13 protein-coding genes are annotated in these 18,600 nt (G+C 40.3%); all 13 read left to right on the forward strand.

Annotated features, from left to right (window positions below):
* The 13 genes from I2I33_RS05735 (at position 1) to I2I33_RS05795 (ending at position 18,582) form a co-directional block, all read left to right on the forward strand.
* Positions 1–1,542 carry a RagB/SusD family nutrient uptake outer membrane protein gene (locus I2I33_RS05735; protein ID WP_087420883.1) on the forward strand — a complete coding sequence of 514 codons (1,542 nt, stop codon included), beginning with the start codon at positions 1–3 and terminating at the stop codon, positions 1,540–1,542.
* A complete protein-coding gene (locus I2I33_RS05740; protein WP_087420884.1) occupies positions 1,530–2,201 on the forward strand; it encodes a hypothetical protein in 672 nt (223 codons plus the stop codon). Before I2I33_RS05735 ends, I2I33_RS05740 begins: the two co-directional genes overlap by 13 nt.
* 1 nt (position 2,202) lies before the next feature.
* Positions 2,203–2,961: an ABC transporter C-terminal domain-containing protein gene (locus tag I2I33_RS05745; RefSeq protein WP_087420885.1), complete on the forward strand. Its 759-nt coding sequence runs from the start codon at positions 2,203–2,205 to the stop codon at positions 2,959–2,961.
* 298 nt (positions 2,962–3,259) lie between these two features.
* Positions 3,260–3,586 carry an RNA recognition motif domain-containing protein gene (locus tag I2I33_RS05750; RefSeq protein WP_087420886.1) on the forward strand — a complete coding sequence of 109 codons (327 nt, stop codon included), beginning with the start codon at positions 3,260–3,262 and terminating at the stop codon, positions 3,584–3,586.
* A 409-nt stretch (positions 3,587–3,995) separates the two neighbouring features.
* Positions 3,996–7,205, forward strand: a complete 3,210-nt coding sequence (locus I2I33_RS05755; RefSeq protein ID WP_317193313.1) for a SusC/RagA family TonB-linked outer membrane protein — start codon at positions 3,996–3,998, stop codon at positions 7,203–7,205.
* A gap of 20 nt (positions 7,206–7,225) precedes the next feature.
* On the forward strand, positions 7,226–8,650 hold the full coding sequence (locus I2I33_RS05760) for a SusD/RagB family nutrient-binding outer membrane lipoprotein (RefSeq protein WP_087420888.1): 1,425 nt from the start codon (positions 7,226–7,228) through the stop codon (positions 8,648–8,650).
* Between the two features lie 9 nt (positions 8,651–8,659).
* Positions 8,660–9,193 carry a hypothetical protein gene (locus I2I33_RS05765; RefSeq protein ID WP_087420889.1) on the forward strand — a complete coding sequence of 178 codons (534 nt, stop codon included), beginning with the start codon at positions 8,660–8,662 and terminating at the stop codon, positions 9,191–9,193.
* 38 nt (positions 9,194–9,231) lie between these two features.
* Complete coding sequence (locus I2I33_RS05770; protein WP_087420890.1) at positions 9,232–10,629, forward strand: calcineurin-like phosphoesterase C-terminal domain-containing protein; 1,398 nt, start codon at positions 9,232–9,234, stop codon at positions 10,627–10,629.
* A gap of 361 nt (positions 10,630–10,990) precedes the next feature.
* On the forward strand, positions 10,991–11,572 hold the full coding sequence (locus I2I33_RS05775; protein WP_087420891.1) for an RNA polymerase sigma-70 factor: 582 nt from the start codon (positions 10,991–10,993) through the stop codon (positions 11,570–11,572).
* Between the two features lie 138 nt (positions 11,573–11,710).
* Entirely contained in the window at positions 11,711–12,838 is a 1,128-nt protein-coding gene (locus I2I33_RS05780) for a FecR family protein (protein WP_087420892.1), read from the forward strand.
* A 158-nt stretch (positions 12,839–12,996) separates the two neighbouring features.
* On the forward strand, positions 12,997–16,332 hold the full coding sequence (locus I2I33_RS05785; RefSeq protein WP_162613758.1) for a SusC/RagA family TonB-linked outer membrane protein: 3,336 nt from the start codon (positions 12,997–12,999) through the stop codon (positions 16,330–16,332).
* Between the two features lie 16 nt (positions 16,333–16,348).
* Positions 16,349–17,830, forward strand: coding sequence for a RagB/SusD family nutrient uptake outer membrane protein (locus I2I33_RS05790; protein ID WP_162613759.1), 1,482 nt, complete (start codon positions 16,349–16,351; stop codon positions 17,828–17,830).
* Entirely contained in the window at positions 17,827–18,582 is a 756-nt protein-coding gene (locus I2I33_RS05795) for a DUF4843 domain-containing protein (RefSeq protein WP_087420895.1), read from the forward strand. Before I2I33_RS05790 ends, I2I33_RS05795 begins: the two co-directional genes overlap by 4 nt.
* Positions 18,583–18,600: the final 18 nt, after the last annotated feature.

The following is an 18,600-nucleotide window of genomic DNA, read 5'->3' on the forward strand; positions in this document are numbered from 1 at the left end:
ATGAGAAAATTGTTAGTATATCTGCTTATATTACCGCTGTTCTCGTGTGATGATTTTTTGACGGTGGAGTCGGAGAATGACGTGACGTTCGTGAATTATTTTAAGACGGAATCAGACGTGGAGTTAGTCGTTATAGATATGATGGCGGCGGAACTCCAGTTGTGGGGGTTAATGACATATAGCAACCTTTCGTTCCTTGATCTTGCCGCCCTGCCTTGTGATGAGTATGAAAACGAAAATGTAAGGAATCTGAATGTTGGAGTTTTCACGGATCCTGCTAAAATGGAATCTTGGGGTGGGTATTACGCCCTGATCGGGAAGGCGGACGTGTTGTTGGAAAATGCTTCTCGATTTACCGGGATCACGGATGAACGGAAAGAGTTCTGGCTGGCCCAAGCGTGTTTCATGAAAGCATTCGCTTATTTCGAGATTGCACGGAAATGGGGGGATGCCCCGATTTCCTCGGGGGCCGAAGCAAAAGACCCTCTCGCTAAAAGTCCGGCGAAGGAAGTGCTGGAAACTGCTATTCAATACGCGGAGAAGGCGCTCGTGTTGCCCCAGTACGATCAATTGACTGATTCGTATGGAAATTCATTGACTTCGAAACAATATGCCAGTAGCGGAACCGTGAAAACATTGTTGGCAAACATCTATGCGTGGATGGGTGGCCTTTATAAAGAAAAGACGTATTGGGAGAAAGCTGAACAATACGCTTCTGATGTGATTGAAGGTAAATGCGGGGCGTACCGGTTGGAACCTGATATTGCTGCTTTAAAGGCACGCACGCTTGGAGAAGGTCGGGAAAGCGACGAAACGATTTTTGCTATCGAGGTGACTAGTAAGGATTACGAGTATGAGGGAAATTCTTATATGCCGATGTATTTATATCCCAGTATTTTGTTGTGTACGTACCCTTATTTTTCGCTTCTTCCGAGTGATATTGATGGTCCGGGAGTGGGGTACACGAGGATTTCGGTGGAAACGGTGGAAGATATGTACCCGGAAGAAGAGGATGTGCGCCGGGATTCATTCTGGTATCATTTAGGGACACAGACGTTATATGAGGATGATGATACTCCGTCTCCTTGGGCTTATTTTGTTAAATGGAACAAAGTGATCACCTCGGTTGCAGTCGGAAATGAAGGGAAAATAATTTCGGTGGAGGGAAATAAAGTGATCTGGAGATTGGCAGACCTGAAATTACTTCGTGCCGAGTGTCGCACCCGCTTGAATATGCCGAATGCCGTGGAGGATTTGAATGATGTACGGGAACGGGCCGGATTGGAAAAATATGATGGTCCCACGGGGAGCGAAGTCTTGCGGGAAGAGGTCTTTAATGAACGGGAACGGGAATTGTTCGGTGAAGGGCAACGTTATTTCGACATCGTGCGCAATGGTTATTTGAACCGGTTGTCTTTGGCCTATTCCATGCTCACGCGGGAGGAAATAGACCGGGGGGCTCTTTATTTGCCCGTGGGCGAGAATGCGTTTGTAAATAATGAATTAATGACTCAAAATTCGTATTGGTTATGGAAAAAATAAATGTATTTATCAAGAGTTTGGTCGTGTGTGTTGCCGTGGGATTGGGTGCTTGCACGAATTACCAGTATATAGATACCGGGTTGGCAAACGGGAAACATGATTGCACGGTATGGGAATATTTACACTCGCAACCGGATGATTGGGATTCCACGATATTACTGATCGAGAATGCCGGAATGAAGGCTTATTTTGACGGTTCTATGCCAAATCAGCAAATTACTTTTTTCGGGGTGACGAACTTGAGTATCTTGCGCATGATGTTGGATCATAACGTGGAAATTGAGGAAGATGGGGAACTTTGGAACAAGGTGTCGGATATTCCGGAAGAGGTTTGCCAGTATATTTTAAATCAGTTGATTGTTCCGCAACGGTTGACCGTGAATGATGTCCCCAAGGGAAATTTGGAAGAAACGACCGGTAAGGAAATTGATGGAAAGGTTTATTCCACGCTGGATGGAGATTTGTTTTCTTATACTTTCCGGGAAGATTATAATAAAATACCGGAGAAAGGGGAATTTGGGCTTTACGTTTATTTGCATAACACGGAAAATAGTGAGAAAAATCGGATTGTTTCCACGGATATTCAAATGACGAACGGGGTAGTTCATGCGTTGAGTTACAATTTTGACTTGACATCGTTAATTTCTAGTATTTATTGATATGATGAAGAGAATATATACTTTATTGGTGATAGCAGCCTTGGGATTCGTGGGCTGCCAAGATGTAACGGTCGGTTATTTGAGAACCACCTATGCGAAATACGGTATCGATTCGCTGCATATCGGGGTGGATGGAGTGAAAGTTAAAATGGCCGAGATGGAAGAGCAGTACTGGCCCTTGGAGGGGTTGGGGGAGGTTCTGGCCATGGCGTATAAAGCGAAACCGATAATACAAGATTTGGAATCGGAAATGGATGAGCTGTATGAAGAAATGGATCGATTGGAGGGAGAGGAGTTTCCGGATGAAGATCGGATGGATGAAATATCTGCTAGGTTAGATGAAATAGAGTCTTTGGTGAACGCGTATTATGATGAGGAGTATCTGATTGACGATGCGAAATTTTATCTGGGGGAAGGTTTTCAGGGTGATGGCATGGGATATTCTGTTGCTGAAGCGGAAAGAATATGTAACCAGTATCTTTCCTATTCCTCTACTGTTGAACAGGGACTTCCTTGGACCACGGCGACAATCGAGGGGGTGTTGGGAACGGAACCTATTCAGTATTCTATCGCCAACGTGACTTCGGAGGATGGAAATGCCGAAATTTTCAGGCGTGAATTGGTGATATACGGGGGAGGACGGATGCAGCTGCCTTTTGATTGTAAAGCCCCGAAGGGGAAATACCGGGTTTCAATTCTGATCAAGAACGAGGGGTATTCTAACGTGTTGGAAAACGTTTTCACGTTTGTCGTGGATTGATTGATTCGAAACTGAAAAATTTGTAGTGTGTGAATAAATAATGTGTTTAGCCCTCTTCCGGTGCTTCGTTACCGGGGGGGGGCTTGTCGTTTTATTGTTATCCTTGGTAAATTGATTTTTAATAAAATAATTTGCAAAAACACTTGTTTATCCAAAATAAAGAGTACCTTTGTCCCAGATTGAATTGAATCCATTGTATTTAAATCACTTTCCTAGCATGTATTTGTATCGTTAAGTAGACTTTCTTTCATTGTGCAATCTCAATCGTAATTTATTAATCAATTAAAATTTGTACTTGATGAACATTTACATCTCAAATTTAAGTTATGGCGTTGATGACGCTGATTTGCAAACTTTGTTTGCTGAATATGGTGAAGTTACTTCAGCTAAAGTTATTATGGATCGTGAAACAGGTAGATCAAGAGGTTTCGGTTTTGTTGAAATCTCAGATGATGCTATGGGACAAAAAGCAATCGATGAATTGAACGGTGCTGAATATGACGGTAAGGTAATTAACGTTAACGTGGCTAAACCGAGAGAAGAAAGATCAAACGGTGGAGGTCGCGGAGGATATAACAGAGGTGGCGGAAGTCGCGGAGGTTATAATTCAAATAGAAGATATTAAAACTTCTTACCTGCAATTGCTTAAACGCATTTTCGTTTAAGTGATTGCAGGTATTTTTTTACACTATATTTTCTTGAAAAATTGTAAGAGGTATAAATTATTCTCGTTCTAATGGATTTTCTGTCCATACCCTCTTAAATTTTAATCAATTCGTTTTGTTTTCCAAATCAGCAAGTATAATCATTAGGCATTGATAGGTTTTCCTATTTTGATGTATATTGTTGGGACTATGTCTGAATGGCCCTATTTTGGTTGATAAATGGATCTGGTGATTGTAAAATAAAATCTATTCTTAATTGTGATGTAACACTATTGAAACATTGTGCGCATACTTTCGTGCATCAAAAAATTAAAAATGTTGTCTATGGTGTTTATTTTAAAGAAAAGTTTTATTCTTTTATTTAGTCTGATGGCTATGACTGTTCAAGCACAAACAGTTATTAAAGGGAAGGTGGTTGATATAAATGATTTACCGCTTGTTGGTGCTAGTGTGTCTGTAAAAGGCACAACTCTAGGAACGGTTACGGATACCGATGGAAAGTTCATTCTTAAATCTCCGAAAACACTTAAAACTACGGATAAGATTGTCTTCAGTTATTTGGGATACGAGACAGAAATTGTTTCTTATCACGGGAAGAACACTGAATGGATCATCCGGTTGAATGAAAAAAACGTTGCCTTGAATGATGTCGTTGTAACGGCATTGGGGATTAAAAGAAATGAACGAGGATTAGGGTATTCGACAAGTAAACTTGATGGAAATGAAGTCATGCGTGCGGTTTCTTCTAACTGGTCACAAGGTTTGGTTGGAAAGGTGGCCGGGCTTAGTATTAATTCTTCGGGAGGACCATTAGGATCTACGAGAATAGCATTGCGCGGGGATGTTTCGTTGAATCAAGGGGGAAACAATGCATTGATTGTCGTGGACGGGGTTCCCATGAGTGCCCCCATGATTAACACGGGAAATGCGCAAAGTGCATCCGGAGAAGCCTCAATAGATTTTGGAAATGGCTTTTCAGACTTGAATCCGGAGGATATTGAGAGTATCCAGATTTTGAAAGGAGCCAGTGCAACCGCTTTATATGGTTCCCGTGCAGCTAATGGGGTGATAATGGTTACCACCAAAAATGGAAATGAACAGGAAAAAAGATTAGGAGTTACTTTCACGTCAAACACGAGTATTGAAAATGTGTTAATGTGGCCGGATTATCAATATGAATTCGGACAAGGACAACCAAGTAATATAGGGCCAGAAGGTAGTGTTTACGAGGGACAACAATACTATTCCTACGGGGATTTCCCAGATGGTTCAATCAGTGGAACAAGCGGGACAAGTAGCGCTTACGGGCCGAGATTTGAAAATCAGTTGTTTTATCAGTATGATAAGGGAAAACAAGACCGAGGAGATAATGCAACTCCGTGGAGAGCTTATAAAGATAACCGCAAGGACCTATTCCGTTTGGGGTATACGACCACGAATTCTCTCGCCGTTTCGGGGAAAAATGATAGGGGATCACTGAGGGCATCTTTAACATATATGAAAAATAACTGGATTCTTCCTAACACGGGATTTGAACGTGTTACGGCAACAATCTCCGGTATGCAAAAGGTTTCCAGGTTGTTGAGCGTTAATTACCGGACCAGTTATACGTGGCGGCAGAGTGATAATCTTCCGGCATTAGGTTATAGTAGTAATTCGATCTCTTATTTTTTGATTTTTCAGAATCCCAATGTTAATTTGGATTGGTATCGCCCGATGTGGAAAAAGGGAGAGGAAAATGTTACTCAATTACAACCTTTCAGCAAGCTTATCGGGAATCCATACGTGACTTTGTACGAGTCGTTGAACCCGACGGAAAAGCATGCGACTATATCCATGATTTCAGCTAATTTGAAACTCAGTAATCATTTTGATTTTATGGTTCGTTCGGCTTTGCAGATGGAGATAGATATGCGTGAACAGCACCGTCCGATGAGTGATGTGATTTATCCCAAAGGGTATTTTAAAAAGCAAAATATATTCAATTATGAATTGAATAGTGATATTTTATTGACGTATCACAATAGTTTCCTTGATGGAGTTACGCTGAATGCTGCTGTGGGAGGTAACATGATGACCTCTAAATTGGATATGTTATCTAATGCTGCCAACGGGTTAATCACCCCTGGTGTTTATAAACTTGCGAATGCGATTTCAGCCATTGAATTTAATCAGAAGATTCTTAATAAAAGGGTGAATAGTGTTTATTTCACGGCTAATCTTGCTTATAAAAATAAGTTATTCTTGGATATTAGTGGACGGAACGATTGGTCTTCGACTTTACCGGAAAGGAATAATTCTTTTTTCTATTCTTCTGTTTCGGCAGGTGTTTTATTTAATGAATGGTTTAATATGCCTCGGGAAATTAACTTGTTGAAGTTAAGAGCTTCATGGGCACAGGTCGGAAATGATACTGATCCTTATAAAACTTCTCGGTATTACGAGACGACTAATTTTGCCGGTTCTGTAAAACTCCCGACGACTTTGTTTAATGCTGATTTTAAACCTGAGATTTCAACCAATTATGAGGTTGGAATGGATATAAGGACATTTGAAAACCGTTTGAATGTAGACTTCGCGTATTATTACAACCGGACAAAGAATCAGATTTTGGATGCCCCTATGGACCCGACAACCGGTTATTCTAAAGCGACAATAAATTCGGGAACCGTGCAGAATATGGGATTCGAAGTTGCATTAAATTTTATTCCTGTGATTACAAATGATTTCAGATGGACGAGTAGGGTCAACTGGTCGAAGAATAAAAATAAGATCTTGTCTTTATCAAAAAGTGCAGATGAAAACCAGTTGATCAGCAAGATCGGAGGAGCTTCTATTATCGGGAGAGTTGGCGGAACGATTGGTGATATTTGGGGATATAAATTGAAAAGGACGACGGATGGACAGGTGATTGTCGATGCTTCCGGACTTCCTGTAACAACGGATGAGATTGAGTATGTAGGTTGTGCTTATCCCGGTTGGAAGGCTGGTTGGTACAACGAGTTCAAGTATAAAAATTTCACTCTTGGTATATTACTTGACGGACAACATGGAGGAAAAATATATTCAACAACAAATGCAAAATTAGGTATTCAAGGGAAAAGTAAAGCTACTTTGAACGGGCGTTTACCTGGCACACCTCTTTATATTTCCGGTGATGATTCCCGTTTAGCTCAAGCTGGTTTGCTACCGATGGGTGGAACGTATATCATTGCCCCGGGCGTGGTCGCAAATTCGGATGGATCTTATACCCCGAACACGAAACCTGTTACGGCACAAGTGTATTATGGCGAGTATTATAAAGTGGAGAACGTGGAAACGAACTTGTTTGATGCTTCATTTTTAAAAATTCGGGAAGTTCGTTTGGAATATGTTTTTACGAAAAGACAACTACGAAAAACCCCGTTAAGTTCAGCATCGATCGCTTTGTACGGGAGAAATCTTTTCTGTTTTACGGATTACCCGGTATTCGATCCGGAAACTGGGGCTCTGAATGGTGGAAATATCGTGCCTGGTGTTGAGGCTGGTTCTTTACCCACGACCCGTTCAATGGGTGTAAGTTTAAATGTGAGTTTTTAATCTGACAAAATAATACGTACATGAAAAAAAGTATTCGGAATATTTTATTGGGAGGAATTTTTATAGGAGGACTGTTTTCAGCATGTACTCCATTCGAGAAGTTGAACACGGACCCGACTCGACTTAATGAAGCTAATCCTGGTTCGTTTCTCGATCCGATCTTGTATAATGTATCTTCTTTTAGCTGGAAACGTTTTAATAACTATACTTACGAGTTGATGGGAAACATTATTTCTTATCGTAATACGAATGATATAGGCTGGTGGTATGTTTCTGATAGTGAAGGTGACGGTAGCTGGAGTACTTATTATCAATGGTTGGCAAATGCGAAAGCTATGGAAAAAGAGGCTGAAAAACTTGGAGAGGTCAATTATCAGGCTGTGTCTAAAGTATTACAAAGTTATATGTTTGATGTGTTAGTTTCTGCTTTCGGGGATGTACCGATGGAGGAGGCATGTCGCGGAGACGAGCAATTATATTATCCGGTTTTCGATAAACAACTGGCCATATATAAAAATATATTACAAGAATTGGAAACGGCTAATATTTTGTTTGATGTATCTGGTAGTCTGAAGTATAATACTTCGGGAGATATGCTTTACAAGACGGTCGACGGCGAGGGGATTCTCAAATGGAAAAAGTTTTGTAATTCGTTGCGCTTGCGTGTTCTTCTGAAAATGTTGAATGTTGCGGAATATGATGCTAGAAGTGAAATACAAAAAATGATCAATACCCCTGAAATGTATCCTGTATTTGAGTCTAATAGCGATGCGGCATTAGTTGAGATTTCCGGGGTTTATCCCCAGGAGGCTCCTCTTAATAGGGCTAATGATTTTACTTCTTATCGGGCTTGTTCGGAATTTCTTGTTAACACGTTGAAATCATGGAATGATCCGAGACTTCCTTTGTTCGTGTCTAAACAGAAGGATGACTACATCGGGTGGCCTGCGGGTTTTGCTATACAACCGGCAGGAAAGGCTTCGACTCCCAATAAGGCACTGGCCGTTGCCCCGATGAAATTACCATTAATGTCTTATGCAGAGTTGGAATTGATTAAGGCCGAATTGGCCCAGAAAGGCATCGTAACATTAGATGAACGGATAGCTTATGAAAACGGGGTAAGAGCTTCTATCGAACAGTGGGGAGGTGAAATTCCGGAAGGGTATTTTAATAATCCGGTAGCAGGCTATGACGGGACTTTGGAAAGAATTATGCTGCAAAAATATTTCGCCTTGTATTTTTGTGATTATCAGCAATGGTTTGAATATAATCGAACGGGTTTACCTGCAATTCCTAAGGGTGACGGTATTCCCAAAGATCAGGAAATTCCCCGTCGTTTTAAATATCCGTCTGTTTTACAGAGAACAAATATGAAAAATTATCAGGCTGCGAAAGAGTCTATGGGAGGCGATGATTTGACGATAAAACTTATTTGGCAACAATAAAAATAGAATATGAATACAAGAGTGATTATTATTTGTGTTTTAGGATTGTTATATCCTTATTGTGGTTTTGGTCAGGCGTTAAATGCGATTTCAGGAAAGGAATCCCTTGTACATACCGGGGCTGGTTCTGAGAAAACTGAAAAAGAAAAATACGTGTATCATGTATATGAAACGACGAGTAAGGTAGCATTTGAAATACCTCATTATTTGGGAGAGCCTTGTACGGAAAAGTGGAGTAGATTTCAAGCTAATTACACTCGTACATACGATCAGAATGTCGGTTTTTCCAGCACGACAGTAGAATTTGCCAAACCAGCTATTTATCATGCTGTTAATAAGATAAATAAATATATCGTGAAAGCAGTCAAGAAAAAAAATGTAACGAGAGAGGAAGCCATTCGTTTACTGAGTCACGTGCTGGACTGTGCGAACACGCTTTTATATGAAGACGATACAACTCAATTGGAGAAAAGTCTGGCTTCAACAAAAGAACCGGAACTGTTAATTAAAATATTCAAGCAAATCAAGCTTGTTAAAGCGTAATAAGTGATAGATTGTTATATAACGTAATAAGTTTTAGAATGATGAAAACATTGAAATTATTATTGTTCTCTTGGATCAGTATGTTTAGTTTTTGTGCTGTTGGTCAGACGGAAGTAAACATAAAGGGTAAAGTGATGGATTTACAACATCGTCCTATTCCGGGGGTTATTGTAAATAATGGTATAAATTTTACGATTACCGATCAAAAAGGGGCATATCATTTGCTTACCGATACTGCTAAATGCCGTTATGTCAGGATTACCGTGCCTTCTAATTGTCATGTACCGGTTAACGAGCTTAATTTGATAGAATTTTACAAGCCAATTGAAAAGCAAAATTTGTCTACTTCGTATGATTTTATTTTGAAAAAAAGGGAACAGGCTACAGGGAAATTCACGTATCTGGTTTTTTCTGATCCCCAACCTAAAGATGATTTTCATTTTGTTCGTTTTTTCACGGAGACAGTACCCGACGTGAAAAAATTTTTGAGTACAATAAAAGGAGAGGTTTATGGTTTTGTCGAGGGGGATATCGTGAGTGATGCATTACATTTATACCCGTTGTATACCAGTGCCGTTGCGTCATGGAATATTCCGATGATGCATGTTATAGGGAATCATGATTTTGATAAACGGTATGCAGAGGCTGGCCGGACTCTTGATAAAACGAAAGGTTATGGCGAACAAACGTACGAGGCTTTCTTTGGACCGACTGATTATTCTTTGAATATCGGGAATATTCATGTTATTTGTATGAAAGATATTGAGTATTTAGGGGATAAAAAGTATTATACTCAATTAACGGCAGAACAGTTGGAATGGCTGAAGAAAGATTTGAGTTACGTGAAAACCGGAACGACTGTATTTTTAAACGTACATGCTCCTATATTTAATATTGCAAATTCCAAGCAAGTATTGGATGTCCTCAAAGATTATAATGTACATATTTTTTCCGGCCATACGCATTTTCATAAAAATGAGATTCTGGCGGAAAATATTTACGAGCATAATGTGGGGGCAGTATGTGGATTCCACTGGCAGGGAAATGCGAGTCGATGTGGAACCCCGAATGGATTTATGAGTGTTGAGGTTGACGGGAATAATGTCCAATGGCATTTTAAATCAACCGGGCATGATTTAGATTATCAATTTAAGGTGTACAGGCCTGGTGAGTTCGATTCTCAACCTGAATATGTCGTTGCCAATGTTTGGGATTGGGATAATTCCTATAAAGTGAGATGGTATGAAGACGGTGTTTTAAAGGGATATATGGAACAATTTTCGGATATAGATCAGGATTTTCTGGATTCTGGTAGAGTGAAGGTTTATAGAACCGATCATTTATTCCGGGTCAAACCTTCGGTTACGGCAAAAAAGATTAAAGTTGAAGTTATCAACAGATTCAGGGAAACTTATGTGAAAATGGTTAATTTGTAGCTTGAGTTTAGTTGAATTTTGAAAAGGTCGTGCTTTATTTTGGGGAAAGCACGACCTTTTGTTTTTCGACAATCTGGAGAATGTTTTTGCCATCTGAAACGATTCATTATGAAAATCTTTTGATATTGGAGAAGAAGTTGACAGATCGCCTTTTCAATATGCTCTTGAAGTTCTGATTTTGTATAATGTGCCTAGGTGAACAACTTGGTAATTTTGTAGGATCTGTTCTTGGAGTTTGTTACGTGTGTCTAGTTGTGCCAAGTAATTATTCTAGTGGATATCGTATATTCGTGATATTATTTTGGATTATTTTTCCCATCTGATTGTTCGAGAATCCGGATTTTTATATAAGTTTGTCTCCATGAGTGGTGAGAATTGTATCATGGAAGAAGTTTTCGCTAAAATAAAGAATGGAGACCAAGGGGCATTTGAACAAGTGTTTAGAATGTTCTATATGCCATTGTGCGATTATGCAGTCATGATTCTTGGTGATCAGGCGGAGGCAGAAGACGTGGTGCAGGATCTTTTCACGTATCTCTGGAGAAGTCGGCAGGAGGTTCGGGTGCAGGAGTCCGTGAAATCTTATCTTTTTACTTCGGTACGTTTTCGGGCTTTAAATGTGTTGAAACATAAAATGATAGAGCGAAAACATGGGGCGTCATTGATGGCGTTTATTGAAGATCTACAAAATTCCGGTTACTCGGAAGAGGAGATGCAACGTGTGGAGCAAATAAAAGAGGTTCTGCAAACTTTACCTGCGCAATGTCGGACTGTGTTCACAATGAGTTGTTTAGACGGGAAAAAATACAAGGAGATTGCGGATGAATTGGGAATATCGGTGAATACCGTGAAGTCTCACGTGATGAAAGCGTATCGGGATATTCGAGCTAGGGTAGGTGGTGAACATTCTCCCGTGTTGCTTTTTATAGCTTTGCAAGGATAAGGATTGATGGGATAAAATGGGATATATTACTCTTGATAATCAGATTGTTTTTTTATGTGTGATATTTTTTTGAAAAAAGTTCATTTTTAACTCACCTTCTTTTGAAGGATGATTGTCGTATAGGAAAATAGATACGAAATGAACGATTTTCTGGAAAATAATTGGGAGCGTTTGACTTCTCTGTGGCGAAGGCCGGAGGAGGGAGAGCTATCTCAGGAGGAAAAAAAGATATTGCAACAACAATTCGAAATCCGGCAGGCCATGCACGGATTGGAGTCTCATCGTTATGACGTGGATAACGCTTGGCGGAAAATACAATCGAAAAGGGGTAGAAAATGGATGTTGTCGGTTTGTAAATATGCAGCCATGTTTGTATTGGGTGTTTCTTTGGTTTATGTCGTTACCCGTCCGGAGCCGGAGGAAAAAATTGTACGTGCAGAAGTGATAAAACCCGGTAGGTTACAGGCGGAATTGCGTTTGGGAACGGGAGTACGGTTAGCGTTAAACGAGCATCAAGGAGTTTATTCCTCGGAAAATGCGGGCGTGGAGATTGTGAATGACACGGTGACGGGGAAAGTTTCCTATCATGTAAATGAGACAGGAATGGAAGATTCTTTGGTTTTTAATACCTTGATTGTTCCGAAAGGTGGGGAGTATTCTTTAGAATTACCAGATGGAACGGTGGTTTGGGTTAATTCTGAATCTTCTTTACGTTTTCCGGAGAAATTTACTTCCAACCGACGAGAGGTATTTTTGGAAGGAGAGGCTTATTTCGAGGTGAAAAAAGATGCGAACAGACCTTTCTATGTACACACGGAGGCTGGAAAAGTTCGGGTATTAGGGACAGCTTTCAACGTGTGTGCGTATTCGAATGATCGTTTTTGGCAGACTACTTTGGTTGAAGGTTCCGTGATGATTAATCAAGAGGAAAAAGAAGTTTTACTGAAACCGAACGAGCAATACCAGATTGATGTAAGAACCGGAAAAGCTGGACTGAGAGAAGTTTTGCCGGAATTGTACACGTCTTGGCGAGATGGAAAATTCTATTTTAAAGCATACACGTTTGAAGAATTGGTCGAGAAATTAGAGCGGTGGTATGATTTTAAAATGTTTTACATGAACGAGGAGATTAAAACTCGACGTTTTTCGGGAGTGGTCAACAAGTACCAACCTTTAGAAGAAATGTTTAAATTCCTTCAGATGACTTCAGATGTACAATTTAACGTGAAAGGAAATGTGGTAACGGCAAGTTTGAAAAATAGATAAACATATACGAGATCAAAAGAACGAGAGATTGCGGCTCCCGTTCTTATCTTAACCCGTATGGATTAATAAATATTTAATGTAACTACAAATTTATGGAAAAAAATGAGGATGTAGGTTTATTTTACTGGAAAAGTAGAATAAAAAAAATGTTATTGCTTATGAAGCTGATTTGTTTTTGGATTCTAGTCGGGTTGATGCAAGTGCATGCAACCGCTTATGGTCAGGCCGAGAGTGTGGCTTTCGAGAAGAAGAGTCTGACGATTGATCAAGTGTTTAGTACGATAACCACGCAGTTGAAATATGACATTTTCTACAGCGATGATGAGATTGACGTGGCTAAGGTGGTTCGGCTCCCAAATTTAACAGTGAATGTGGAAGACGTTTTACGTTTGGTTCTTGGGGAACATTTTACCTATCAATTTGTCGGTAAGACTATCGTGATAGCTCCAAAAACTGAAATCCCACAGAATCAAAAGGGACTTCAACTTAGAGGTTTTGTATCAGATACGAAAAAACGACCTATGCCGGGCGTGACGGTTAAGTTAGTTGGAACTTCTATCGGGACAGCAACTAACATGGACGGATGGTTTCAATTGCCGGATATTCCTGCGAATGCGGGAACCTTAGAGTTTTCTTTTGTTGGTTATAAATCACAAAAAGTAGATTTTACAGCCAACACGAGAGATACTTTACGGATTGTGATGGAAGAAGATGTTACAGAAGTTGATGAGGTCGTGGTTACCGGAATGTTTACGCGCAAAGCGAATAGTTTTACCGGTGCAGCCCAATCGTTTTCTCGGGAGGAAATTCGTCGGGTAGGAAATACGAATGTATTGCAGAGTATTAAGAATCTTGATCCTTCCTTTCGTATCGCTGAAAGTCTTGCGAACGGTTCGAATCCGAATCAGCAATACGAGATCACGATGCGTGGGCAGTCCGGTTTCCCGGATTTGAAAGGAGAATATTCATCGAATCCTAATAATCCGTTATTTATTGTTGACGGTTTTGAGCAATCGCTAACTTATGTGATGGATATGGATATGAATCGTGTGGCTAGCGTGACACTTTTGAAAGATGCCGCGGCCAAGGCCATATACGGATCGAAAGCTGCCAATGGGGTGGTAGTCATTGAAACGTTACAGCCGGAAAAGGGAAAATTGAGAGTGAGTTACACGGGCACAATGAACGTTCAACTTCCAGATTTGACCAGTTATGATCTTTGTAATGCAGCAGAAAAGTTGGAAGTAGAATTCAATGCAGGGAAATATACCTATTTCAGGGATAACGGTTCGTCTATATGGGGAAATCCGGTTGAACAATATTCATGGGATCAGGTCTATAACGGACTGATGAAAGAGGTGATTGCCGGGGTTAATACTGATTGGAAGTCGATACCGTTACGAAATGGTATTGGGCAGAAACATACTATCTACCTTGAAGGAGGGGATGATTTTTTCCGGTATGGTCTGGATGTTTCATATAATAATGTGGTTGGTGTGATGAAAGGTTCTAATCGGAACACGTTTTCTGGAGGTGTGACACTTTCATACCGGTATAATAATATCATGCTAAAGAATAGTTTTTCAGTAACCTATAATAAGGGAGAGAATTCTCCGTATGGTTCATTTAGTGAATATACCTCGATGAATCCTTATTATCGTTGTTGGGATGATGATGGTAACGTTATAAAAATACTTGGAGAACGTCTTGGTACATATCAAAATACGAATGTTTATAATCCTGTATGGAACGCCACGATCAACACGAAGGACTTTTCCGAATACACGCAGTTTGTAAATAATTTCTACGTGGAATGGACGCCTGCACGAGGATTTAAATTTACCGGACGGGTGAGTTTGAACAAGAGCGATACGGGTAGTGAAATATTTCATCCTGCATCACACACGGATTTTATCGGTTGGGAAGAGGATGAAGAAAAGATTTATCGACGCGGCAGCTATATCTATGGTGACGGAAAATCTTTTGCGGTGTCTGCAGACGTGCTGGCAAACTATTCCGTGCAGCTAGGTGAAAGACACATGATTTTTGCTAACGTGGGATGGAGTTTGAATAATTCTACATCGGAGTCGGTGACCTTTAAAGCAGAAGGATTTTCTAATGATAAACTTGATAATTTAGCTTTTGCACGACAGTATTATAAAGATGGACGTCCCTCTGCTTCCGAATCTACTACTCGTGATATTGGTTTTGTCGGTGCTGCGAACTACTCTTACGATAATCGGTATCTTTTTGATGCGTCGTTTCGTTTGTCCGGTTCATCTCAATTCGGTAGTGATAATCGTTGGGGTACATTCTGGTCGTTAGGCTTAGGATGGAATCTACATCAAGAAAAATTCTTTCATTCATTGACGGATTCAGGTATCCTTTCACAGTTGAAACTTCGTGGTTCTTTGGGATACACGGGTTCACAAAATTTCAATTCGTACCAGTCGATTGCAACTTATTCCTACTACACGTCCAGTGCTTACAACGGTAATATCGGAGCTGTCTTGGCTGGGATGCCTAATTCTCGTTTGAAGTGGCAAAGAAAATATGATCGGAATCTCGGGGTTGATTTTGGTGTGTTTAACGGGAGATTACAGGGGCGTTTTGATTACTATTCGACAGTTACAGACGATTTATTAACCGATGTAACGATTCCTTCTTCTACTGGATTTACTTCATATAAAGAGAATTTGGGAAAAGTGGAGAATATTGGTTATGAAATCAGTCTTAAATACCGGGTTTGGCAGGAGCAGTCGAAGGATGCTTTCCTGAATATATTTGTGGCCGCATCACATAATAAAAATACGATCAAACAGATTTCTAACTTTTTGCAGACGTATAACGATACCCAAACGTCCTCTGTTTCCAATAAACCGATTACTCGTTATGAGGAAGGGCAGTCTATGTCAGCGATTTGGGCGGTGAAATCAATGGGAATCGATCCTGCGTGTGGAGATGAACTTTTTATTACATCGGAAGGAACACGCACGTATGAATGGGATTCCGATAATCTTCAGATTTGTGGGGATACAGAACCGACACTTCAAGGGAACCTTGGATTTAATTTTGATTACAAGGGAATTAGTTTGAATGTGACTGCCCGTTATCAGTTCGGAGGACAAGTGTATAACCAGACATTGGTTGATAAGGTAGAAAATGCGAACTTGGAAAACAACGTTGATCGTCGAATTTTTTCCGATCGTTGGGTAAAAAAGGGAGACGTGAGTTTGTATAAAAATATAAAGAATGAAGAGACAACTCAAGCAACTTCCCGCTTTGTCGAGGATGATGATCAGTTTGTGATTTCATCTCTTAATCTTTCTTACGAGTTGACGAGAATTGAGGCGATTAAACGTATCGGGATGGAACGTCTTCGACTTTCGTTTGATATGACTGATTTCGGACGAATGCAGTCCGTGAAAATAGAACGAGGAACTTCCTATCCGTTTGCACGTACGTTCTCGTTTTCGCTTCAGGTAATGTTTTAATTAAAACCGCATGACAATGAAAACAATAAAAATTATTCTTTCTTTTATCATCATCTCGCTTTTCTCTATTTCATGCGATGATTGGCTTGATGTGAAACCTAAAACTCAGGTTGAGTCGTCGGAGTTACTGAAAGATGAAGCCGGTTATAAAGACGCTCTTTGGGGTGTTTACACGTTGATGGTACAGAAATCAATGTACGGGTTAAACATGACGGTGTCATTGGATGCCATGGCAAAAATTTATTCCCGTGTCGGGACGTCGGCTACTCAATATCCTCTCAGTACGTATAGTTATACGAGTACGAAGGCCAAATCATTGATTAACGATGTTTGGCAAAAGACTTACACGACAATAGCTAACGTGAATAATATCATCGGTAATATTCGAGAGGCAGATCCGGCCATGTTTTCAAGAGACAATTATAACGTTATTTATGGTGAGGCTTTGGGTTTGAGGGCATTTCTTCATTTTGATTTACTGAGGCTTTTTGCTCCCGCGTATGCAGATGATCCGGAGGCCCAAGGGATTCCTTACGTGGATCGTTTTGATTATAATATCACGGAGGTACAGACTGTTAGCAAGACTATAGATCTTATACTGAAAGATTTGGAAGATGCTGCAGCTCTTTTGAAAGTGGCGGATCCGCTTTGTACCGGACGAGCGATCACGACTTCCGATGATAATGGTTATTTGCTTGATCGTACGTTTAGATTTAATTATTATGCCGTGGTGGCGACGATGGCGAGGGTGTATATGTGGAAGGGGGATAAGGTTAATGCAGCATTAAAAGCAAAAGAGGTTATTTCGGATAGTGATTGTAAGTGGACTTCGATTGATGATATTGCGATAGCCGAGGAAAAGCGGGATCATACATTTACTCCGGAACATATTTTCAGATTGAGGGTTGAGGAGATGGAAAAGAATATTGAATACGTATTTTCGATTACAATGGCATGGGCTACCGGGTATTCATTTTCAGTGATGGATCGGGATGCGGCAATAATCTACCCGCATGCGACAGATTGGCGCGGTTGGAATACCCGTTACGGTTGGAGTGAGGATTTGGGACTGAGTTCTTCCTCTATTTATCGTTTGCCGAATAAGTTTTGGCAATATGAGGATATGCCTGCCGAGTTCAAAAATTTGATGCCGATCATCCGGTTCCCGGAAATGAAACTGATTGTGGCCGAATGTAATCCTACCACTGAAGGTACTGAGATTATTAATGAGATACGTTCTCACCGGGGAATTACGGAAGAATTTTCAGCAACCTCAACTGAAACACAGGTGTTGGATGAGATTTTAAACGAGTATCGACGGGAGTTTTATGGCGAAGGACTCATGTGGTATTATTATAAAAGGCTGAATAAGAAAAGTATTCCTTATTTAAGTTATGGATATTCATATTCGATGGCCATGGATCAGGCTAAATATGTATGGCCCATGCCGGAAGAAGAGATTGAGTTTGGAAATAGAAATAAAGAAAATGAGTTATGAAAATATTTAAATATGTAATTCTTGGTGCGATATTGATGGCTCTGTTCGCTTGCGAGAATGAGAAAAATACTTTCAGCGATAATCCGTCAATTTACATCGGAGGTGATAAAGAACAGAATGCAACGGCAGACTCCGTTATCTTCTCGTTCAAAAAATATGATGATGCGATACAATCTTATGATTTGAATCTGATGGTTTATGTAACCGGGGTGGTTTCTGATAGAGCGCGTACTTTTGCTTTAGAAGTGTTGGAGGACGGAACGAATGTTTCTTCCAACGATTACACGTTGGGAGATATGGAGATTCCGGCCGGAGCTTATTATGCGACGTTACCCGTTACTGTGAAACGTAAGGTGGAGGGAATAGATCTTGCAGAACAGGTCGCTTCGTTGACCGTTCGGGTAAAGGCAAATGAAAACTTTGAGGAAGGACCGGAGGAATATGCTGTTTATAAATTTGTTTGGTGTGATTATTTGATTCAGCCGGCTTGGTGGCAGGCCGGTTTTACGAATGTTGCGGGGCCTTTCACTCAAGCTCGTTATAAATTTATTCTGGATTATTACGGTGATGTGGATTTGTTCGAGCTGGGAATGATCGATCCGAATACAGGTTATTCGGATGATGGTAACAAATTACATGCTTTCATCGCTGAATTGATCGATTTATTGAACGAGTACAATGCGACTCATGACGAGCCTTATATGAATGATAATGGGGACCCGTTGGAAATCGGTTCCGGATTAGCGAATTAATCATGAGAGGAGAAGTTA

Source organism: Butyricimonas sp. BSD2780061689_150309_C8 (genome assembly GCF_015560935.1).
Classification (GTDB): Bacteria; Bacteroidota; Bacteroidia; order Bacteroidales; family Marinifilaceae; genus Butyricimonas; species Butyricimonas paravirosa.